17 protein-coding genes are annotated in these 21,349 nt (G+C 71.4%); 2 read left to right on the top strand and 15 right to left on the bottom strand.

What is annotated here, in order from left to right:
- Positions 1-11 precede the first annotated feature (11 nt).
- The 7 genes from ACQP2O_RS22470 to ACQP2O_RS22440 all read right to left on the bottom strand — a co-directional run bounded on the left by ACQP2O_RS22470 (position 12) and on the right by ACQP2O_RS22440 (position 9,074).
- On the bottom strand, positions 12-989 hold the full coding sequence (locus ACQP2O_RS22470) for a gluconeogenesis factor YvcK family protein (protein ID WP_433188419.1): 978 nt from the start codon (positions 987-989) through the stop codon (positions 12-14).
- Between the two features lie 6 nt (positions 990-995).
- Complete coding sequence (rapZ, locus tag ACQP2O_RS22465; RefSeq protein ID WP_433188416.1) at positions 996-1,898, bottom strand: RNase adapter RapZ; 903 nt, start codon at positions 1,896-1,898, stop codon at positions 996-998.
- Positions 1,895-3,880, bottom strand: coding sequence for an excinuclease ABC subunit UvrC (gene uvrC, locus ACQP2O_RS22460; RefSeq protein ID WP_433188413.1), 1,986 nt, complete (start codon positions 3,878-3,880; stop codon positions 1,895-1,897). Before uvrC ends, rapZ begins: the two co-directional genes overlap by 4 nt.
- Before the next feature lie 217 nt (positions 3,881-4,097).
- Positions 4,098-4,550 carry a Rieske (2Fe-2S) protein gene (locus ACQP2O_RS22455; RefSeq protein WP_433188410.1) on the bottom strand — a complete coding sequence of 151 codons (453 nt, stop codon included), beginning with the start codon at positions 4,548-4,550 and terminating at the stop codon, positions 4,098-4,100.
- Positions 4,551-4,615: 65 nt separating this feature from the next.
- Positions 4,616-5,038: a Rieske (2Fe-2S) protein gene (locus ACQP2O_RS22450; RefSeq protein ID WP_433188407.1), complete on the bottom strand. Its 423-nt coding sequence runs from the start codon at positions 5,036-5,038 to the stop codon at positions 4,616-4,618.
- A gap of 180 nt (positions 5,039-5,218) precedes the next feature.
- The gene (gene uvrA, locus ACQP2O_RS22445) at positions 5,219-8,059 is read right to left on the bottom strand and encodes an excinuclease ABC subunit UvrA (protein ID WP_433188404.1); all 2,841 of its coding nucleotides are present in this window, start codon (positions 8,057-8,059) and stop codon (positions 5,219-5,221) included.
- Between the two features lie 196 nt (positions 8,060-8,255).
- On the bottom strand, positions 8,256-9,074 hold the full coding sequence (locus ACQP2O_RS22440) for an MBL fold metallo-hydrolase (protein ID WP_433188401.1): 819 nt from the start codon (positions 9,072-9,074) through the stop codon (positions 8,256-8,258).
- A gap of 139 nt (positions 9,075-9,213) precedes the next feature.
- Between ACQP2O_RS22440 and ACQP2O_RS22435 the strand changes: the two genes are divergently transcribed.
- Positions 9,214-9,867, top strand: a complete 654-nt coding sequence (locus tag ACQP2O_RS22435; protein WP_433188398.1) for an MBL fold metallo-hydrolase — start codon at positions 9,214-9,216, stop codon at positions 9,865-9,867.
- Positions 9,868-10,097: 230 nt separating this feature from the next.
- On the top strand, positions 10,098-10,544 hold the full coding sequence (locus ACQP2O_RS22430; protein WP_433188395.1) for a MarR family winged helix-turn-helix transcriptional regulator: 447 nt from the start codon (positions 10,098-10,100) through the stop codon (positions 10,542-10,544).
- A gap of 8 nt (positions 10,545-10,552) precedes the next feature.
- Here the strand turns inward: ACQP2O_RS22430 and ACQP2O_RS22425 are convergent, their stop codons facing one another.
- The 8 genes from ACQP2O_RS22425 to recN all read right to left on the bottom strand — a co-directional run bounded on the left by ACQP2O_RS22425 (position 10,553) and on the right by recN (position 20,884).
- Positions 10,553-11,047, bottom strand: coding sequence for a hypothetical protein (locus tag ACQP2O_RS22425; protein ID WP_433188392.1), 495 nt, complete (start codon positions 11,045-11,047; stop codon positions 10,553-10,555).
- 93 nt (positions 11,048-11,140) lie between these two features.
- Positions 11,141-12,337 carry a TerC family protein gene (locus ACQP2O_RS22420; RefSeq protein WP_433188389.1) on the bottom strand — a complete coding sequence of 399 codons (1,197 nt, stop codon included), beginning with the start codon at positions 12,335-12,337 and terminating at the stop codon, positions 11,141-11,143.
- Positions 12,338-12,526: 189 nt separating this feature from the next.
- The gene (locus tag ACQP2O_RS22415; protein WP_433188386.1) at positions 12,527-13,660 is read right to left on the bottom strand and encodes a glycosyltransferase; all 1,134 of its coding nucleotides are present in this window, start codon (positions 13,658-13,660) and stop codon (positions 12,527-12,529) included.
- Positions 13,661-13,683: 23 nt separating this feature from the next.
- Positions 13,684-15,339, bottom strand: coding sequence for a murein biosynthesis integral membrane protein MurJ (murJ, locus tag ACQP2O_RS22410; RefSeq protein WP_433188382.1), 1,656 nt, complete (start codon positions 15,337-15,339; stop codon positions 13,684-13,686).
- Positions 15,336-16,232, bottom strand: coding sequence for a hypothetical protein (locus ACQP2O_RS22405; RefSeq protein ID WP_433188379.1), 897 nt, complete (start codon positions 16,230-16,232; stop codon positions 15,336-15,338). Before ACQP2O_RS22405 ends, murJ begins: the two co-directional genes overlap by 4 nt.
- A gap of 6 nt (positions 16,233-16,238) precedes the next feature.
- On the bottom strand, positions 16,239-17,213 hold the full coding sequence (locus tag ACQP2O_RS22400; RefSeq protein ID WP_433188376.1) for a copper transporter: 975 nt from the start codon (positions 17,211-17,213) through the stop codon (positions 16,239-16,241).
- Positions 17,210-18,439, bottom strand: a complete 1,230-nt coding sequence (steA, locus tag ACQP2O_RS22395; RefSeq protein WP_433188373.1) for a putative cytokinetic ring protein SteA — start codon at positions 18,437-18,439, stop codon at positions 17,210-17,212. Before steA ends, ACQP2O_RS22400 begins: the two co-directional genes overlap by 4 nt.
- 747 nt (positions 18,440-19,186) lie before the next feature.
- Positions 19,187-20,884, bottom strand: coding sequence for a DNA repair protein RecN (gene recN, locus ACQP2O_RS22390; protein ID WP_433191112.1), 1,698 nt, complete (start codon positions 20,882-20,884; stop codon positions 19,187-19,189).
- Between the last annotated feature and the right edge of the window lie 465 nt (positions 20,885-21,349).

Genomic DNA, 21,349 nt, shown 5'->3' with positions numbered 1-21,349 from the left:
CCATCATCCCGTCAGGGCAGTCTCGCGGAATCTTGCCGGGGACAGTGGCCGCTGACAAAGATCTGTGCGAACGCTTGGGCCAACCGTGCCGGATCATGCCGTGGAGATCCATCTCCGGCCGCCACGTCGGCGAGCACGAGCGTTCCACCGAGGGTACGTGCCGCCTTTTCAAGAACATCGCGCTCTTCGACGACATTCCGGTCGGCGAGGACGACATCGACCCGGAGGTCGGGGGCGTGCGCCCGCAGCACCTCCAGGTGCCGCTGCGGCGAGAAGTCATCGGTCTCGCCGGGCTGGGGTTCGAGGTTGAGCGCGACGATCCGCCGGGCCGAGGTGCGCAGCAGCGCGCCGGCCAGCTCCGGCACCTTCAGGTGGGGTAGCACGCTGGTGAACCAGGAGCCGGGCCCGAAGACGACCCAATCGGCCTCCTCGATGGCGCGCAGCGCCTCCGGGGAGGCCGGCGGGTCCGCGGGAACCAGGGAGACGCTCAGCACCTGTCCCGGCGTCTTCGCGCACGCCACCTGCCCCTGAACGTGCGTGATCTCCTGCGGCCGCTCCGGGTCGGCGCCGCGGACCTCCGCGACGATGTCGAGGGGGACGGACGCCATGGGCAGCACCCGTCCCTGCGCGCCCAGCAGCCGCCCCATCCAGTCGAGGCCGGCGACCGGATCGTCGAGCAGCTCCCACAGCGCCACCATCAGCAGGTTGCCCACGGCGTGCCCGTGCAGCTCGCCCTGGCTGCGGAAGCGGTGCTGGACGACCTCGCTCCAGGTGCGCCCCCAGTCGTCGTCCTGGCACAGCGCGGCCAGGGCCATGCGCAGGTCGCCGGGCGGCAGGACGCCGAGCTCCCGCCGCAGCCGGCCGCTGGACCCGCCGTCGTCGGCGACGGTCACCACGGCCGTGAGGCGGTCGGTGACGCGCCGCAGCGCGGACAACGAGGCGAACAATCCGTGCCCGCCGCCGAGGGCGACGACCTTGGGGGAAGTCACGTGCGGTTATTCCCGTCCCAGATCCCGGTGGACGACCCTTACCTCGAGCCCCTCGTCGCCCAGCCGGGCGCCGAACTGCTCGGCCATGGCGACACTGCGATGCTTGCCGCCGGTACAGCCGACGGCGAGCGTCACGTAGTGCTTGCCCTCGCGCTCGTACCCCTCCACGAGGAGCCGCAGCACCTCGGTGTAGGAGTCGAGGAACTCCTTGGCCCCCGGGCGGGACAGCACGTAGTCGCGCACCGCCGCGTCGCGGCCGTTCTGCGGGCGCAGCTCGGGGATCCAGTGCGGGTTCGGCAGGAACCGGCAGTCGACGACCAGGTCGGCGTCGACGGGCAGGCCGTACTTGTAGCCGAAGGAGACCACGGTCGCGCGCAGGCTCGACTCCGACGCCTCGCCGCCGAAGAACTCGACGATCTTGGCCCGCAGTTCGTGGACGTTCAGCGCGCTGGTGTCCAGGACGAGATCGGCCTCGGCGCGCACCTCGCGCAGCCGGTCACGCTCGCGGGCGATGCCGTCGACGATCCGGCCGTCGCCCTGCAGCGGATGCGGCCGGCGTACGCTCTCGAAGCGGCGGACGAGGACGTCGTCGGACGCCTCGAGGTAGACAACGCGCGGGTGCGCGCCCCGCGCCTCCAGGTCGTCGAAGGCCGACTGCAGGTCGGTGGTGAAGGCGCGGCTGCGCACGTCGACGACGACCGCGATGCGCGGCACCGCCCCCTTGCCCCGCTCGGCCAGGTCGGCCATCGTGGCCAGCAGCGCGGGCGGCAGGTTGTCGACGACGAACCAGTCCAGGTCCTCCAGCGACTTGGCCGCCGTGCTCCGCCCCGCGCCCGACATACCGGTGATGATCACTATGTCGGGCACCTGTGGCCCGCCCGTGAGATTCGCCCCTGTCGTGTGGTTCACGTCCTGCCTCCCCCGTCCTGGGCCGGTGACGCCGCCCCGTCCTGAGCGCCTGGTGCGGCCCCGTCGTTGCCGCGCAGCGCCGCGACGATGTTCTCAGCCGTACGGCGTCCGATGCCAGGAACCTCCGCGATCTGGTCCGGACCGGCCTCCTTGAGGAGCTTCACCGACCCGAAGTGCTTGATCAGCGCCTTGCGACGGCCCGGGCCGAGGCCGGGGACGTCGTCGAGCTCGCTGACGAGCATGCCCTTGCTGCGCTTGGACCGGTGGTACCGGATGGCGAAGTCGTGCGCCTGGTCGCGCAGCCGCTGCACGAGGTACATCGCCTCGCTGTTGCGCGGGAGGATCACCGGGTCCTCCTCGCCGGGCAGCCAGATCTCCTCCAGCCGCTTGGCGATGCCGCACACGTCGACGTCGTCGATGCCGAGCTCGTCGAGCGCCCGCTGGGCGGCGGCCACCTGCGGCGGGCCGCCGTCGACCACGACGAGGTTCGGCGGATAGGCGAACTTGCGCGGCCGTCCGGTCTCCGGGTCGATCGGCCCGCCGGCCTCCGGCTCGCCCAGGACGTCCAGCTCGCCCGTCTTCTCCGTCTCCTCGAGGTAGCGCTTGAAGCGCCGGCGGATCACCTCGTGGATCGAGCGCACGTCGTCCTGGCCCTCGACCGTCTTGATGGAGAACCGCCGGTATTCGCTCTTGCGGGCCAGGCCGTCCTCGAAGACGACCATCGAGGCGACGACGTTGGTGCCCTGGAGGTTGGAGACGTCGTAGCACTCCATGCGCAGCGGCGCCTGCTCGAGCTCCAGGGCGTCCTGGAGCTCCTGCAAGCCCTTGCTGCGGGTCGTCAGGTCGGTCGCCCGGCGCGTCTTGTGCTGCTTGAAAGCCTCGACGGCGTTGCGCTCGACGGTCTCCATCAGCGTCTTCTTGTCGCCGCGCTGGGGCACGCGCAGGTCGACCCGGCCGCCCCGGTGCTCGGCGAGCAGCTCCACGACCGCGTCGGTGTCGGGCGGTAGCGCGGGCACGAGGATCTCCCGGGGCACCGCCTCGGAGGCGGTCTCGCCGTACATCTGGAGCAGGAACTGCTCGACGAGCTCGCCGGTCGTGACGTCCTCGACCTTGTCGACCACCCAGCCGCGCTGGCCGCGGATGCGCCCGCCGCGGACGTAGAAGACCTGCACGGCGGCCTCGAGCTGGTCGTCCGTGAAGGCGATCACGTCGCAGTCGGTGGTGTCACCCAGCACCACGGACTGCTTCTCCAGCGCCCGCTGCAGCGCCCGGATGTCGTCGCGCAGCCGCGCCGCGCGCTCGTACTCCTGCTCGGCGGCGGCCGCCTTCATGTCCTTCTCGAGGGCCCTGATGAAGCGCGCGGTGTCGCCCGCCATGAAGGCGCAGAAGTCCTCGGCCAGGTCGCGGTGGCCCTGCTCGGTGATCCGCCCGACACAGGGCGCGGCGCACTTGCCGATGTCGCCGAGCAGGCAGGGCCGGCCCATCTGACGCTGCCGCTGGAACACCCCGGCCGAGCAGGTGCGCACGGGGAACACGCGCAGCAGCTGGTCGACGGTCTCGCGGATCGCCCACGCGTGGGAGTAGGGGCCGAAGTAGCGGACGCCCTTCTTCTTGGCGCCGCGCATGACCTGCACGCGCGGGACGTCCTCGTGCATCGTCACCGCGAGGTAGGGATAGGACTTGTCGTCGCGGTACTTCACGTTGAACCGCGGGTCGAACTCCTTGATCCAGGAGTACTCCAGCTGGAGCGCCTCGACCTCGGTGCCGACGACCGTCCAGGCGACGTCGGTGGCGGTCTGCAGCATCGTCTGGGTGCGTGGGTGCAGCCCCGCGAAATCGGCGAAGTAGGAGTTCAGCCGGGCACGGAGGTTCTTCGCCTTGCCCACGTAGATGACCCGGCCGGTCCCGTCGCGGAATCGGTAGACCCCGGGCGATTCAGGTACGGAGCCGGGCGCGGGCCGATAGGTCGCCGGATCTGCCACGCCGTAAGCCTAATGCGCTCGCGGAGCGAGGCGGCTTCAGCGGTGATTTGGGGTGATATGCGTCACCTGTGAATATCGGCGACTTGCGGGAACGACGGCGTATCTGCACCGTCAGGTTTTCGTCATTGACGCACTAAGGGGACCTTCATCGTGTCGACCGTCACCGCGGTGGTCCGGCCGGCGAGCCCCCGGCCCGCCGGCCGCTCGTCCCGTGCGGTCAGGCCAGCTTGATCTCGCCGTTCTCCACCTTGACGGACTTGCTCGGCAACGGCTGCGCCGCCGGGCCGTGGGCGACGGAACCGTCGCTGATGTGGAACTTGCTGCCGTGGCACGGGCAGTCGATGGTGCCGTCGGAGACCGTGCCGACCGTGCAGCCTCGATGGGTACAGACCGCGCTGAACGCCACGAACTCCCCCTTCTTCGGCTGGGTGACGACGACCTTCTGGTCCTTGAAGATCTTTCCGCCGCCGACCGGGATGTCGGAGGACTTGCCGAGCCCGTCGCTGCTGCTCGCCGATTTCGAGCCGGAACCGCCGCAGGCGGAGAGCGTGCCGGCGAGGCCGGCCAGGCCGACGCCGAGCAGCATGCCACGGCGCGTCGGCGCCGCGCCCGGTTCGGTGTCGGCGTCCGTGGAACCGGCGGCCGGAGCGGCCGAGGGATCGAACGGCATGGACTCCTCCTCGTGTTCGGGTCTACATCCGGGTTTCACGGAGGGCATGTCCGTTCGGTTCAACGTTATTCGATAATGATTCCGTCGCCCTGCACCCGCACGGTGAACTCCTGCAGAGGTGCGCCGGCCGGTCCCTGCTTGACCGATCCGTCCGTCGCGTTGAACTCGCTGCCGTGACAGGGGCAGGTGATCACGCCGTTCTCCGGGCTGCCGACGGTGCATCCCTGGTGGGTGCAGGTGGCGGTGAACGCCTTGAACGTCCCCTGCGACGGCTGCGCCAGGACGATCTTCCACTTGTCGATGATCTTGCCGCCGCCGACGGGGATCTCCCCCGTCCGGGCGATCACCTTGCCCTTGATCGCCGGAGGCACGATGGCCTTCGCCGACCGCGTCCCGCACGCGCCGAGGCCGACCATCCCCGCGCTCGCCAGCGCCGCCGTGCCCAGCAGCCGCCGCCGGGAGCAGCAGCCCACCGCTTCCTCTGTCATCCGTCTCCCCACGGGGTCATGTACTACACGCTGTAGTACATCGCGGCCTCATGCTATCGCCCGGTTCCAGCCGAGATGACCCGAGGCACCACCAGGCCGTCGCACTCCGGGAGCATCACTCGCGGCGCGGCGGAGGCCGTCCCGCTGATGGGCGAGCGGGCCTCCGGCCGGTGCCTTCCGTCAGACGCCGAGGATCTTGGCGAGGAACTGGCCCGTGTGGCTCTCCCCGACGTTCGCGATGTCCTCGGGGGTGCCGGTCGCGACGACGGTGCCGCCGCGCGAGCCGCCCTCCGGACCCATGTCGATGATCCAGTCCGCCGTCTTGATGACGTCGAGGTTGTGCTCGATGACGATGACGGTGTTGCCCTTGTCCACGAGGCCGTTCAGCACGCCGAGCAGCTTGCGGATGTCCTCGAAGTGCAGGCCGGTCGTGGGCTCGTCGAGCACGTAGATCGTGCGGCCCGTGGAGCGGCGCTGCAGCTCGGAGGCGAGCTTGACCCGCTGAGCCTCGCCGCCGGACAGGGTCGGCGCGGGCTGGCCGAGCCGGACGTAGCCGAGACCGACGTCGTTGAGCGTCTGCAGGTGGCGGCGGATCGCCGGGATGGCCTCGAAGAACTCCAGGCCCTCCTCGATCGGCATGTCGAGGACCTCGGAGATCGTCTTGCCCTTGTAGTGCACGTCGAGGGTCTCCCGGTTGTACCGGGCGCCGTGGCAGACCTCGCAGGGCACGTAGACGTCGGGCAGGAACTGCATCTCGATCTTGATGGTGCCGTCGCCCGAGCACGCCTCGCAGCGCCCGCCCTTGACGTTGAACGAGAACCGGCCGGGCTGGTAGCCGCGGACCTTCGCCTCGGCGGTCGCCGCGAACAGCTTGCGGACGTGGTCGAACACGCCCGTGTAGGTGGCCGGGTTGGACCGCGGGGTGCGGCCGATCGGCGACTGGTCGACGTGGACGACCTTGTCGAGCTGGTCGACCCCGTTGATCCGCTTGTGCCGGCCGGGCACCGTGCGGGCCCCGTGGAGATTCTTGGCCAGCGAGGTGTAGAGGATGTCGTTGACCAGCGTCGACTTGCCCGACCCCGACACGCCGGTGACGGCGGTGAAGACGCCGAGCGGGAACGCGACGTCGATGTCGCGCAGGTTGTGCTCGCGGGCGCCCTTGACGACCAGTTCGCGCCCGCGCTGGCGCTTGCGGCGGGTCGCCGGGACGGCGATCTCCTTGCGGCCGGAGATGTACGCCCCGGTCATCGAGCCGTCGCTGGCCAGGAGCTCCTCGACCGTGCCGCTGACGACGATCTGACCGCCGTGCTCGCCCGCGCCCGGGCCGATGTCCACGACCCAGTCGGCGGCCCGGATGGTGTCCTCGTCGTGCTCGACGACGATGAGGGTGTTGCCGATGTCGCGCAGCCGGATCAGCGTCTCGAGCAGCCGGTGGTTGTCGCGCTGGTGCAGCCCGATCGACGGCTCGTCCAGGACGTACAGCACGCCGACCAGCCCGGAGCCGATCTGGGTGGCCAGGCGGATGCGCTGCGCCTCACCTCCGGCCAGGGTCGCCGACGCCCGGTCCAGGCTGAGGTAGTCGAGGCCGACGTCGAGCAGGAAGCCGAGCCGGGCGTTGATCTCCTTCAGCACCGCCTCGGCGATGTGCTTCTCCCGCTCGCTCAGCTCCATGTTGAGCAGGAACTTCGCGCACTCCCCGATCGGCATGGCGGCCACGTCGGCGATCGACCGCTCGTTGACCGTGACGGCCAGGACGACGGGCTTGAGCCGCTTGCCCTCGCACGACGGGCACGGGATCTCCCGCATGTAGCCCTCGAACCGCTCCCGGCTGGAGTCGCTCTCCGCCTCGGAGTGGCGCCGCTGGACGTACGGGATCACGCCCTCGTACGTCGTGTAGTAGGACCGCAGCCGGCCGTACCGGTTGCGGTAGCTGACGTGCACCTGCGTGTCGTGGCCCTGCAGGATCGCCTTGCGGGCCTTGGCCGGGAGCCGCTCCCAGGAGGTGTCGAGGTCGAAGCCCAGCGCGTCGCCGAGCGCGCCGAGCAGCCGCAGGAAGTAGTCGCTGATGTGGCCGTTCGACCACGGCGAGATCGCCCCCTCCTCGAGGGTCTTCTCCGGGTCGGGGATGAGCAGCTCCGGGTCGACCTCCATGCGGGTGCCCAGGCCGGTGCAGTCGGGACAGGCGCCGTACGGGGAGTTGAACGAGAAGGACCGCGGCTCGAGCTCGTCGAAGGACAGGTCGTCGTACGGGCAGTAGAGGTGCTCGGAGAACATCCGCTCGCGCTGCTCGTCGTCCTCGGGCAGGTCGACGAAGTCGAGGATGACCGTGCCGCCGGTGAGCCCGAGCGCCGTCTCGATCGAATCGGCGAGCCGGCGGCGCGAACCGTCCTTGACGCTCAGCCGGTCGACGACGACCTCGATGTCGTGCTTCTCGTACTTCTTGAGCTTGGGCGCCTCGTCGAGGCGTACGAGGTTGCCGTCGACGCGGGCGCGGGAGAAGCCCTTGGTCTGCATGTCGCGGAACAGCTCGGCGTATTCGCCCTTGCGGCCGCGGATCACCGGGGCGAGCACCTGGAACCGGCTGCCCTCGTCGAACTCCATCACCCGGTCGACGATCTGCTGGGGCGTCTGCTTGGAGATCGGGCGGCCGCAGACCGGGCAGTGCGGGTGCCCGATGCGGGCCCACAGCAGACGGAGGTAGTCGTAGACCTCGGTGATGGTGCCGACGGTCGAGCGAGGGTTCTTGGACGTCGACTTCTGGTCGATCGAGACCGCAGGGGACAGCCCCTCGATGAAGTCGACGTCGGGCTTGTCCATCTGGCCGAGGAACTGACGGGCGTACGCCGACAGGGACTCGACGTAGCGGCGCTGGCCCTCCGCGAAGATCGTGTCGAACGCCAGGCTGGACTTCCCAGAGCCGGACATACCGGTGAACACGATCAGCGCGTCGCGCGGAAGATCGAGTGAGACGTCTTTGAGGTTGTGTTCACGCGCTCCGCGCACGATGAGACGGTCAGCCACGGCGTATTCGCTATCCCCTAGAGCCTGGTTGAGACAGGTCAGCTTCAGGCTAACGAGGAGACGGACGGTTTTCTTCCAGTCGCCCCTGACGGCGGGCTCCTCGTCGCAGCAGAACCGTACACGTGTTCGAAGAGAGATCGCCACCGAAACGCGGGAGGCCGGTGGGGCTCATGCGACCTTTACTCTGGCCCGTCGTCTACTCAGGCCCGTCGTCGAGGGCGCGTTCGAGGTAACGCCCGGCCGACCGGCGTACGGCGGCGGCACCGTCGGCGGCGACGACCCGCCGCCACCAGCCGCCGTACACCCGCTCGAACGGGAACGGCTCCATGCGGCGCAGGGCGCGGCGGATGATCCGGGGGCGCTCGGGGATCAGGTTGGGGTAGCTGTACATAAAACTGACGTACCGGCGATCCGGGACGACGGTGAAGATGTCGCCGGTCAGCAGCGCGCCTCTGCCGTCCTCGCCGTCGCGCCAGTGCAGCACCTGGCCGCCCGCGAAGTGCACGCCTGCGTTCACGAGGGTGAGCCCGTCGCCGATCTCCCGGGTCTCGCCCTCCCAGAAGACGATCGACTCGTCGGGCCGGGCCACCCACTCCCGGTCGGCCGCGTGAATGTAGACGGGCGCGTCGAAGGCGTGCGCCCACTCGATCATCGAGCCGTAGAAGTGGGGGTGGCTGATCGCGATCGCGTCGACGCCACCGAGGTCGGCGACCCGGGCGAGGAGATCGTCGTCCAGGTAGGTGATCATGTCCCAGAGGACGTTGCCCGACGGAGTGCGGACGAGCAGCGCCCGCTGCCCGATCGCGGTCGGCGGCTCGGTACCGACGCCGACGATGCCCGGCCCCTCCTCGGCGACCTTGCCGCGGTGCCCGGCGGCCCGCAGCTCGGCGAGCGTGGTCCACTGCTGGCCGCCCCACCCGACGTACTGCCGTTCGTCCTCGCAGATCGGGCAGTCCGAGCGGGACGCGCCGTACTGCACCCCGCACGTGCGGCAGATCGGCAGATCTTCGTCCATGATCGGAGCCTACGTCCGGACGGGCGCGGGTCCGGGTACCGCCGCGGGCATCCGCCGGACGGAGCGACGAGCGACGCGGGAGTGAAAGGATGGACGGGTCGGCGGCCATGTCCCCGTTGACCGACTGGAGGGAGAGCGCGTGTCCTACACAGGCGATGTCGAGGTCGGCGGTCCTCCCGACGTCCGCGAGCTGCCCGGCCTGACGGTCTCCAAACTGGCCGTCGGGCCGTTCGACAACAACGCCTACCTCCTGCGTTGCACCGCCACCGGCGAGCAGGTCCTGATCGACGCCGGCGCCGAGCCGGAGCGACTGCTCGAGCTCCTCGGCGACGCCCCCCTCTCCCGCGTCGTCACGACGCATCGCCACCAGGACCACTGGGGCGCGCTCGGCTCGGTCGTCGACGCGACGCATCCGTCGGTCGTCGCCCACCCTGACGACGCCGAGGTCCTGCCGTTGCCGGTCACCGAGCCGGTCCAGCACGGCGGCACCGTCCGCGTCGGGCAGAACACCCTGTCCGTGATCCACCTGCGCGGCCACACCCCCGGGTCGATCGCGTTGCTGTACGGCGACGGCGACACGCCGCACCTGTTCACCGGCGACAGCCTGTTCCCGGGCGGGCCGGGCAACACCTGGGGCGACGCGACGCTGTTCAACCAGCTGATGGACGACCTCGAAGAGCGGGTCTTCGGCACCCTGCCGGACGAGACGTGGGTCTATCCGGGCCACGGCAAGGACACCACTCTCGGCCGCGAACGCCCGCACCTCAAGGAGTGGCGCGCCCGCGGCTGGTGATCGCGCGCCGGCCCCAGGCGGCAGGTGGTCGTCCCGGGTCCACCCGCCCGGGTTGGTGATCCTGGCCACAATGCGCCACGATCGTCGCAAATCGGACGTTGATCGGATACACCGTGAGATCCTCCAGGCCGCGGATCGGCATTTCGGCGGCTGCGATGAGGGGATGATTGGTGGAGAGGGGCGTGCGGAGCGCGCCGCGAACGCGAGCCGGGCAAAGGGGCATGACGGGCGTGACCAGGCAGGTGGCCGAGACCGAGGGTCTGACGGACGTGGAGCTCGCGGCACGGCTGCGTATGACATTGGGTCGGCTGAGCCGTCGCCTCCGCCAGCACGGCCCGCAGACGCTGACGTCCAGCCAGGCGTCGACCCTCGCCAGCGTGGAGGCGATCGGCCCGGTGCGCCTCGGTGACCTGGCCGCCGCCGAGGGGGTCAGCGCGCCGACGCAGAGCCGCCTGGTCGCCTCCCTCGAGGCCCAGTCCCTGCTGCGCCGTACTCCCGACGTCGACGACCGCCGGGCCACACTCCTGGAGATCACCCCGGAGGGCCGCCGCCAGCTCGAACAGCTGCGCACCGAGCGGTCGGCGTTCCTCGTCGAACGGCTCGGCACCCTGTCGCCCGCGCAGCGCGCCGCGCTGGTCTCGGCCCTCGACGTCCTCGAGGACCTGGCCGAGACCTGAGGGCCCGCCTAGGCCTTGCGGTAGGTCTTCTGGAGGCCGACGAAGAACAGCCTCTTGTTGCCGCTCTGCAACTCGACCCGCCAATACGAGGCGCCCTGGCCGGTGAGGTCGGACAGGTCGAACGTCGTCGCGTTTCGCGGGGTGGCCTTGCCGCTCCACAGTTTCTGGCCGAACGCCATCCACTGACCGGTGCCGTCGCGCTGGAACTGGAAGTAGTCCTTCCCCCCGTCCTGGCTCCACTTGCCGGCGAGCTTGCGGAGCCAGGCCTTGGCATCGGCGGCACGCACGTGCGGCGTCGCGGGCTCGGTGCTGGGCGGCAGGTCGACGCTTCCCGGCATGGTGGACTCTGCCACCGGTGAGGCGGGGCGGGATGGCCGGGCGTCCGGCCTGCGACTGCCGTGCCGGTCGGCGAGGGCGGTGATCAGCAGGATGCCGACGGCGGCGACCGCCAGCACGATCGAGATCGTCCGCGTCACCGCGGGCGCCACCGAGGGCAAGCGCATGCGTACCTTCCCCAGAAATCTTCCCCTGTGATCACGTTACAGGGCGAAAACCTGCTCCGGGACATCCCCGATGAAGGCGCCCTGGCGAGGCGGTCAGCGACGCGTGCGCCCGGCCCGCGCGTCGACGTCGGTCATGCCGGTGTCGGTGTCGGTCTCGTCCGTGGCGGTGTCGTCCGGCTCCGGGCCGGCGTCGCCTTCGGGGTCGTCGCGGCCGGGATCCTGGTCCGTGCCCGCCTCCGGCACCGGGCCGGAGGCGTCCGGGACCGCCGGAGCGGGAACGGCCGGACCGGGGCCGGGGCCGTCGGCGACGGCCTGACCGGGTCCTTCTCCGGACTCCCGGTCCTCCGCCTCACCGCGCGGGACCCTGATGAGGCTGGCGACGGTGGTGACGAACATCGTCGCCCCGATGACGGCGAGGGAAAGGGCGGTCGAGATCTCCGGGACGCTCGGGAACCAGGTCGTGTGCATCGCCTCGAGGACGAGCTTGATGCCGATGAAGGCCAGGATGAACGCGAGCCCCTTGCTGAGGTACACGAGGCGGTCGAGCAGTCCCCGGAGGAGGAAGTACAACTGCCGCAGCCCCATCAGCGCGAAGGCGTTGGCGGTGAAGACGAGGTAGGACTCCTTGGTCAGCCCGAAGATCGCGGGGATGGAGTCGAGGGCGAACAGCAGGTCGGTCGATCCGATGGCGACCATCACGATCAGCATCGGGGTGATGAGGCGCTTGCCGTCGATGCGGACGGTCAGCCGGTGCTCGTGGTACTCCTCCGTCGTCGGGACGGCCCGGCGGATCCAGCGCACGAGGATGTTCTCCTCGTACTCGTCCTCGTCGGGCTCACCGCGCACCAGGCCGTACGCGGTCCAGATGAGGAACGCGCCGAAGATGTAGAACAGCCACTCGAACCGGGCCAGGGCGGCGGCGCCCACGGCGATGAAGATCCCTCGCATCAACAGCGCGATCATGATGCCGATCAGCAGGACCTTGTGCTGGTTGGCCCGGGGAACGGCGAACCGCGCCATGATCACATAGAAGATGAAGAGATTGTCGACGCTGAGGCTGTACTCGGTGAGGTAACCGGCGAAGAACTGCGTCGAATAGTCGGCCCCGACCACGAACAGCAGGCCGATGCCGAAGAGGATCGCCAGGAGGACGTAGAACGTCACCCACCCGGTCGCCTGCCGCATGGAGAAGTCGCGTGGCTTTCCACGGTCGACCACCCACAGGTCGAACATGATGAACGCGAGCAGCCCCAGCAGGGTGAGACCCCAGACCCAAAGGGTGACGTTCACAAGAGCACTTCCTCCGGTGGCAGGCAACGGCCCCGGAGGTCTCTTCCGCCCTCACTCATCGATGAGGGCCGACAGCACCGGGCCGCATGTGGCTCCTGGGACCGTGGTGACGACACTGCCGCGAAGGAATACTCCCCTCCTGGGCACTGACTATATACAAAGGCTTACCTTCGTTGTACCGAGGTGTGATCAAGCTGTGCTCGAGGTGACCCGTGCGTACACCGAGGCGAGTTGGTCGAGCGCGTCCTCGTCGGTCGGCAGCCGGGAGGCCTGCTGGGCGGCGGCCGCCGCGAGCCGGTCGGCGAGCGCGGGCTCGTCGAGCACCCGCGATACCGCGCGTTCGAGCGCGGCGGCGTCTCCCGAGGGCACCAGCAGCGCCGCCTCCCCCACCATGCGGGGCACTCCGCCGACGCGCGTGGCGACGAGAGGCCGGCCGGCGCGCAGGATCTCCTGGACGATCAGCGGCTGCCCCTCCCAGACGCTCGGCACGACGGCGACGTCGGCGGCGGAGAGGAGGTCGGCGACGTCCGTACGGCGGCCGAGCAGCCGCACCGGGAGGCGTTCGGCCGCGATCCGGTCGCGGAGTTCCGCCTCCAGCGGCCCGTCCCCGGCGATGAGCACCAGCGGCGCGGCGTCCAGCCGGGCCCAGCCGACGGCGGCGTCCAGCAGGGTCGGCAGTCCCTTCTGGTCCGCCAGCCGCGCCACCGTCAGGATGAGCGGGCGGTCTCCGGCGCCGAGTTCGGCGCGGATGCGTTTCGGCGCCTCGGGGTCGTCGGAGGGCGGAGCGGCCGGCGCGGGGACGAGCGCGAGCCCCACCGAGCGCGCGCCCAGCGAGCGCATCCGCTCCTCCAGGTCCGGGGATACGCCCAGGACCTCGGTCGCGCCCCGCGCGACGACGCGTTCGAGCGTGGCGTAGGCCGCGCCGGTCAGGCCGCCCGCGATGGAGGCGTTGTGCAGCGTGACGACGAGCGGCGGACCCGCCGCGCCGAGGCGCAGCGGCCCCGGAACGGTACGGACCCGGGCGAGCGCGGCCAGCCCGCCGGCCCGCAGACCGTGCGCGTGGACGACGTCGGCGTCCCGGGTGAGGCGCCGGAGCCGGGCGATCGCGCGTACGTCGCCCAGAGGATGCGGGCGGTCGGCGATCTCGACGGGGGCGAACGCCGCGCCGGACGCGGTGAAGCCGAACAGCGCGTCGGCCGAGGCCGGACCCAGGACGACGACCTTCGCGCCGCGCGCCCGCAGGCCGTCGGCCACCGACCGGACGTGCCGTCCGAGCCCGCCTGCGGCCGTCGCCAGCACGAGCGCGACCTTCAGTCCGTCCATCACCACTCCGGCCGTCCTCTCCGTCACAGTCTCCGCCCGATCAGGCCTCGTAGATCGTTCCGGTCGCCCGCGTACGCGACGGCGGCGAAGGCGGCGCCGGCGGCCAGCGCGGCCAGGACACCCACCCCGACGCTGGCGGCCAGACCGGTCGCACCGAACGCCGCCACGACCCCGGCTCCTGCGGCGTACCCGGCCGCCGCGCCGGTCAGCCCCGTCGCGACCGCCCGCCCCATGCCGCGGAACGCCGTCCTGCCGCGGGTCCGCGCCACCGTGATCAGCAGGAGCACGCCGGCGAGCGTCATGCCGATCGAGTTTCCCAGCCCGAGCGCGGCGACGGCGTCGCGCCGCCCCGCCGCCTCCACCAGCGCGATCTCCGCGGCGATCACCGCGATCCAGCCGGTCACCTGGGCGACCGCCGACGCCCGTCCCTTGCCGGCGGCGAACAGGACACGGCCGATGTGCGCCATCAGCCCGTAGCCGATGAGGCCGGGCGCGAAGGCGACGATCGCGCGGGCCAGATCCGACGGCGGCACGCCCCCCTTGGTCCCGAGCAGGAACACCCGCGCCACGGGAAGCGCGGTCGCGGCCAGCACGGCCGCCCCGGCGCAGGACAGCAGCACGATCGCGCGCGTCGTCGACGCGGCGGTACGGTCGAAGCCCTCTTGGTCCCCGTCGCTCGCACGTGCCGACAGGACGGGGAACGCACTGGTCGCCAGCGGGACGGCGAGGACGGCGTACGGGAGCTGGAACAGCGCCCAGGCGTACTGGTAGACCGCCAGCGCGCCCGACCCGCCCCTCGCGTTCGCGAGGATGATGACGATGCCCCAGGCGGCCTGCTGGGCGACCAGCGTGGCCAGACCCGCCAGGGCCAGCCGCCGGATGCGCGCGGCGACGCCGGGCGGGAACCTCAGCGTGGGCCGCAGCAGCCCGAGCCGCAGCCGCGCCGCCGGGCCGACCACGGTGACGACGAGCGCCACCACGCCGAGGGTCGTCCCGACCGACAGCGTCAGCTCCGCGCCCCGCGTGACGGTGGACAGGTCGTGCTGGTTCGCGGCCTGCCGGTAGGCCGCGCCGGTCGACAGGAACGCCAGGTACGCGCCGATGACGACGAGGCTCGACACGAGGGGGGCCAGCGCCGGGCCGAGGAACCTGCGGTGCGCCTGAAGTACGCCGTACAGCACCACGGCGAGCCCGTAGAACAGGATCTGCGGGGCGAACGCCACCAGCATGCGCGTGCCCGCGTCGATCACCTGGTCGCGCGAACAGCCCGGCACCGCTCCGCGGACGAGGACGTCCGCCATCAGGGGGCGGGCGGCCGCGGCGGCGATCAGGGTGAGGGGCAGGAGGATCAGCACGGTCCAGGTCATCAGCGCCGCGGCGATCCGGCCGGCCTCCGGCGCCCGGCGAGCGGCGGGGCCCGCCAGGACCGGAATGACGAGGCCCGCCAGCGCGCCTCCCGCCACCACCTCGAAGACGATGTTCGTCACCTGGTTGCCGGTGAAGTACGCGGTGGCCAGGCAGTCGTTGCCGACGGTGTGGGACAGGACGAGGCTGCGGGAGAACCCGACGATCCGGGCGAAGATGGTGATGACGCCGATGAGGACGGCGGCGCCGGCGAGGCCCCTCCCCCGGCCGACGGTGGTCTCCCCGGCCTCCTCGGTCACGTCCGGTGCCGTCACGGGGTGCCCGACGGACGCGCCTCCGGTACGACGGGACGGCGGCCCAGCTGGTCGAGCCAGTTCAGCGGCGGCGTCGCCCGGATCACCTTCGTGAAGCTGACGACCTCACTCGCGGCGTTGAGCGCGGTCACGCCCGCGAGAATGCCCAGGCGGGACCGGCGGCTCAGGCCCGTCGCCGACAGGCCGATCAGGGCGCCGAAGGCGTTCGCGCCCGCGTCGCCGAGCATCGCGCGCTCGCCGAGGTCCTCCGGCAGCAGGGCGATCGCCGCGCCGAGCGGGGCGGCCGCGACGGCCGAGCCGCTGAGCAGCCCGGCGAACCGGCCGCGCGGCATCGAGGGCGACGGCGCGGCGAACACCAGCGGGCTCGCCAGGAGCCCCGCCTTGATCGCCCGGCCGGGCCGCAGGTCGAACAGGTTGAGCAGATTGGCGGTGCCGGCGATGAGCGCGCCGTTGATCAGGACGTCGAGCAGGGCGCCCCGGCGGGTGGGCGCGCCGCTGCCGGCGACCACGGCGGCGGCCAGACCGGCGGCACCGATGCCGAGGATCTTCACCGCGCCCGTGGTGACCTCACCGCGGGCGAGCGCCGAAAGGTGGCCCTTGAACCCCCGGGAGTCGCCGGACCCGGCGAGGTCGTCGTAGCCGCCGAGGGCGCCGGTGGCACCGCCCGCGAGGATCGCGGCGGCGCGCATCCGCGCCGGCACGCCCGGTGCCACGGCCACCGCCGTCACCGCGCCCACCACGAACGCGGGCCCTTCGAGGAGGGTCACCGGCTCACCGCGGTGGTTGGTCCGCACCCAGAGCTTCTCGTCGCGAGGCGGACGGCTGGTCAGCGCGACGTACGCCGCCCGTGCCGCCGCCGCACCCAGCACGGCCCCCGCCACTGCCTTACGCATGCCGCCTCACTTCTTCGTCTTCGTCGTCGTCGGCGTGGGCGTCGGCACCGGGGTCGGGAGCGGTCCGTCCACCTTCGACCCGATGCCGTAGTCACCGGCCTTGCCCTGCTTGGCGGCGGCCAGCGCGAGCACGGCGGCCAGCCGACCGGCCGGAACGTCCGCCGTGTCGACGGTGGAGACGTGCCCGTCGGCATCGTCGCTGTCGCGCAGCGCCTTGATCATGCCGCCCTGAGTCGCCGAGTCGGGGTCGCCCACCGCGACGGTGCCCCCACCGTAGGTGTAGAGGGCGATGGGCAACGCGCCGAGCGCCTTGTTCTGGGCATCGGCGTTCTTGGCGTTGCTCGCGGCGGCGGGCGCGATCACGATGGCGAGTGTCGCACGGGTCGCGGGCTGCCCGCTGAAAGTCAGGAAACCCGCCTCCTTGAAACCGGACAGGACCTGCCCGGCCGCCGGGTCCTCCTGGCCGTTGCGCGACGCCTGCTTGGTGACCAGCACCGACGCCAGCTCGCTCGCCGTACGGTCGTACGACGTCGCGTCGGCCGGGAAGGTCAGGCCGGCGGGCTTCAGCTGGTCGGTGAGCTCGTTCAGCGTGGCCAGCTGGTTCGGGTCGAGGTACTTGCTCTGCAGCGTGACGTAACCGCTGATCCGCGCCCCGGCCTTCTGCACCATGTCGGCGGTCTGCGCCCGCATCTGGTCGTCCGCGCCGGGAGCCTCGACGAACACGACGCTCTGGTCCTTGAGCCGGCCGGCGACGACCTGCGCCGCGACCGCGTCGGTGACCTGACTGCCGTAGTCACGCACTTGCGCGGCCGCGTCCTTCTCCTTACGGAGCACCTCGTTGCTGTTCTTCAGCCGATTCGAGTTGTCCTTCAGCTGGTCGACCAGCGGCCCGCGCAGCGCGGAGGCGCCGACCACGAGGCCGAGCGCCAGCGCGAGGAAGACCGCGATGATGGAGACGAGGTGGTAACGGAAATCGATCACGTGAAGAGTCCGTTTAGCCAGTAGACGAATTGGTGCCACCAGTCGGCGACGATGGGTTCGAAGGCATCGCCGGCCGGTGAGGAAACGATTGCGGCCACCATCGCGACGAGCGTGGCGGCGATCAGCATGAGCAGCGACGACAGCTTGATGCGGCTGCGGTAGAGCCGGCTGACGCCCTTGGCGTCGACGAGCTTGCTGCCCACCCGCAGCCGCGTCAGGAACGTGCTGGACATTCCGGCGCGGCCCTTGTCGAGGAACTCCACGAGCGTCGCGTGGGTGCCGACCGCGACGATCAGGGTGGCGCCCTTGTCGTCCGCGAGCAGCATCGCGATGTCCTCGCTGGTCCCTGCGGCGGGGAAGACGACGCCCTCCCGGCCGAGGTCGTGGACGCGGTTGAGGCCGGGCGCCCGGCCGTCGCGGTAGGCGTGCACCACCAGCTCGGCCCCTGACGTCAGCGCCTCATCGGACACCGAGTCCATGTCCCCGACGATCATGTCCGGCCGGTAGCCGGCCTCCATCAGCGCGTCGGCCCCGCCGTCCACGCCGATGAGCACGGGACGGTATTCGCGGATATAGGGCCGGAGGGTCGCGATGTCCTCGCGGTAGTGGTAGCCGCGCACCACGATGAGGACGTGACGGCCGTCGAGGTCGGTCTTGATGTCCGGGACGCCGACGCCGTCGAGCAGGAGATCCCGCTCCCGCTTGAGGAACTCCATCGTGTTGGCGGCGAACGCCTCGAGCTGGGCGGGCAACTCGGCCCGCGCCTCGGTCATCGCCGCCTCGACCGACTCCTCGGTCTGCCGGATGCCCTTGGTGGCGACCTGCTCGCCGAGGTAGACGGTCTCACCGTCGATGCGGACGACGTCGCCCTCGTGAACCTTGGTGAAGACATCCGGCCCCACGTCGTCGACCAGCGGGATGCCCGCCTCCACCAGGATCCGCGGCCCGAGGTTCGGATAGCGCCCGGAGATGCTGCGCGCCACGTTGACCACCGCGGCGACCTGGCAGGCGGCCAGCGCCTCCGCGCTGACCCGGTCGAGGTCGACGTGATCGATGATCGCGATGTCGCCGGGCTGGAGGCGCTTGGTCAGCTTCTTGGTCTTGCCGTCGAGGCGGGCGACGCCGGTGATACCCGTCTCCCCCTCGCGCCGGTCACGGCGCAGCCCACGCCGCAGCGGCGCCCGGAGGCGGACGCCGCTCTTGATTCTCGGGGAGACGTCGTTCATCGTGGTGCCAATCCTGCCAGAGCCTGGACAGTGCCACCGGTATCGACGACCGTTATGGCGTGTTCGTTCGCCCACGGACGGTGTCCGTCCGCGCAACGCCCACCCACATCGGCACGTGATGGCCCGCCGCCCAAGCGTACGATCATGCGCACGGACCGGCCGCCGCAATGCCCGATCGCCCACACGACCGGCCGTGCGCCCTTGCAGCGCTCAGCCGCCCGTAGTGGGCGGCCCGGCTGCGGTCGCCGTGCGGGACCGGCCGCCGCGACGCCCGATCGGCCTTACGTCGACCCGCCGCCCCAGCGTACGGCCGTGTGCCCGGCGCCTGCCCTCGAGCACTCGGCGGCCCGCACGAGGCCGTCCACCCCGGCTGCGGCCGCCGCGCGGGACCGGCCATCGCAATGCTCGATCGCTCGTACGATCGGCCGCCGCCCCCAGCGTACGGCCGTGTGCCCTTGCAACGTTCGGCCGCTCGTCGTGGGCGGCCCGCCCCGACTGCGGTCGCCGTGCGGGACCAGCCGCCGCGACGCCCGATCGGCCGTACGACGGCCCGCCGCCCCAGCGTACGGCCGTGTGCCCGGCGCCTGCCCTCGAGTATTCAGCGGCCCGTACGGGGCCGTCCACCCCGGCTGCGGCCGCCGTGCGGGACCGGCCATCACGACGCCCGATCGGCCGTGCGTCGACCCGCCGCCCCGGCGTACGGCCGACGACGCGGCACCTGCGCGGCGCGGCGCTCGGCCGCTCGCCTCAGCGCTCGGTGGCGGCGATGGCCAGTAGTTCTTCGGCGTGCGCCCGGCCCAGCTCCGAATCCTCCATTCCCGCGAGCATGCGGGACAGTTCGCGAACCCGCCCGTCGGCGTCCAGCGCGGTCACGCCACTGCGGGTGACACGGCCGTCGTTGGACTTCTCGACGACCAGGTGCTGGTCGGCGAACGCCGCGACCTGCGGAAGGTGAGTGACCACGATCACCTGGGCCGACTTGGCCAGCCGGGCGAGCCTGCGGCCGACCTCGACGGCCGCCTTGCCGCCCACGCCCGCGTCGACCTCGTCGAACACGAACGTCGGCACCGGGTCGGCACCGGCGAAGACCACCTCGATCGCCAGCATCACGCGCGACAGCTCACCGCCCGACGCCCCCTTGTGCAGCGGCAGCGGCGGCGCGCCTGGGTGGGAGGCCAGCCGCAGCTCGACCTCGTCCACGCCGTACGGGCCGAACTCCTCCTGCGGCGTCACCGCCACGACCACGCGGGCGTGCGGCATGGCCAGCGCCGCCAGCTCCGCGGTGACGGCCTCGGAGAGTCGCTCGGCGGCGGTCGTGCGGACGGTGGTCAGCTCCGCGGACAGCTCGGTCAGCTGCCGGGTGAGATCGTCGTGCTCGGCGCGCAGCTCGTCGATGCGGTCGTCGTCGGAGTCGAGCTCGGTCAGGCGCAGGGCGGACTGCTCCGACCACTCCAGGACCTCGGCGATCGTCGCGCCGTACTTGCGGGTCAGCCCGACGAGTGCCGCCCGCCGCTCCTGCACGCTCGCCAGCAGGGCCGGGTCGGCCTCCACCGACTCGGCGTAGCCGGCGAGCTCGGCGGCGACGTCCGACACGACGTAGACGGCCTCCGACAGGCGGTCGGCCTGTCCGGCGAGCGCCTCGTCGTGGGAGCGCACGGCCTCCAGGGCCTGACGGGCGGAGCTGAGCAGCCCGATGGCGTCCACGACGCCCGTGGTGGCGGTCGGGTCGCCCTGCAACGCCTCATGCGCCGTGGTGGCAGCCGTACGGAGCGCGTCGGCGTGCGCGAGGCGCTGCTCCTCCGTCGCCAGGAGCTCGTCCTCTCCCGGCTTGGGATCGACCTTCTCGATCTCCTCGAGGCCGAACCGCAGCATGTCGGCCTCCTGCGCCCGCTCCCGGGAGCGCGTGGTCAGCTCCTCCAGGAGCGCCGACACCTCGCGGTGACGCCGGTAGGCGGCGGTGTAGGCGCGCAGCGGCTTGGCCACGTCGTCGCCGGCGAAGCGGTCCAGCGCCGCGCGCTGACGCCCGGGCTGCAGCAGCCGCTGCTGGTCGGACTGGCCGTGCACGGCGACGAGGTCGTCGGCCAGGTTGATGAGGACGGAGACGGGTGCCTGCCGGCCGCCGACGTGGGCGCGTGACCGGCCCTCCGCCGACACGGACCTGGTCAGGATCAGGGCACCGTCGTCGATCTCACCGCCGGCCTCCTCGACCCGCGCGGCGACCTTGCCGTCCTCGGCGAGGACGAGGCGGCCCTCGACGGTCGCCCGGTCGGCTCCGGGCCGGACCCGTTGCGGATCGGCTCGTCCCCCGAACAGCAGGCCGAGGCTCGTGACGACCATCGTCTTACCGGCACCGGTCTCGCCGGTGACCACGTTGAAACCCGGCGAAAGCTCGAGGACGGCCTCCTCGATCACCCCGAGGTTCTGGATCCGTACTTCCTCGACCATGGGCCGAACCCGGCTCACCGGACCTCCCCGCCCGGCGACTCGGTACTCCTCAACCCGAGCCGTCCTGTTGAATCACCCACCGGGCCGTTGCCCGACGGTCGCACTCGGCTTCGCACTCGCTCCGCGGCCGGCCCTCGTCGTGCCGGAGGCGCGTAATTGGGTACGGCTCGACCGACCACTCCGCTCGCTCGGCACCTCGTGTTTCCTGCCTGGCGGCTCGTCACGTCGGTCACGAAGGCCCTCCTGTCGCAGACACCCGGCGCGCCCGAGGCTACTCCGTCATGATGGCCCTTTAGGCCCCGATGTGCGGGACCGTGACCGGACCTCCCCAGGCGAACACGTGTTCGGCTCAGCGTAGACGGCACGCCGCCGCAGAGGGAACCTCCCGGGCGTGTCGCCCCCACCGCCGCGGACGCCCTCGTGCGTACCCAGTGGGACTGAACGTCCAGCTCAAAACGGACGCCG

Source organism: Actinoallomurus sp. CA-150999, from assembly GCF_050942425.1.
In the GTDB taxonomy this organism is placed as follows: Bacteria; Actinomycetota; Actinomycetes; order Streptosporangiales; family Streptosporangiaceae; genus Actinoallomurus.
Note: the sequence above shows the minus strand (reverse complement) of the source record. Positions and strands in the feature narration are given on the sequence as shown.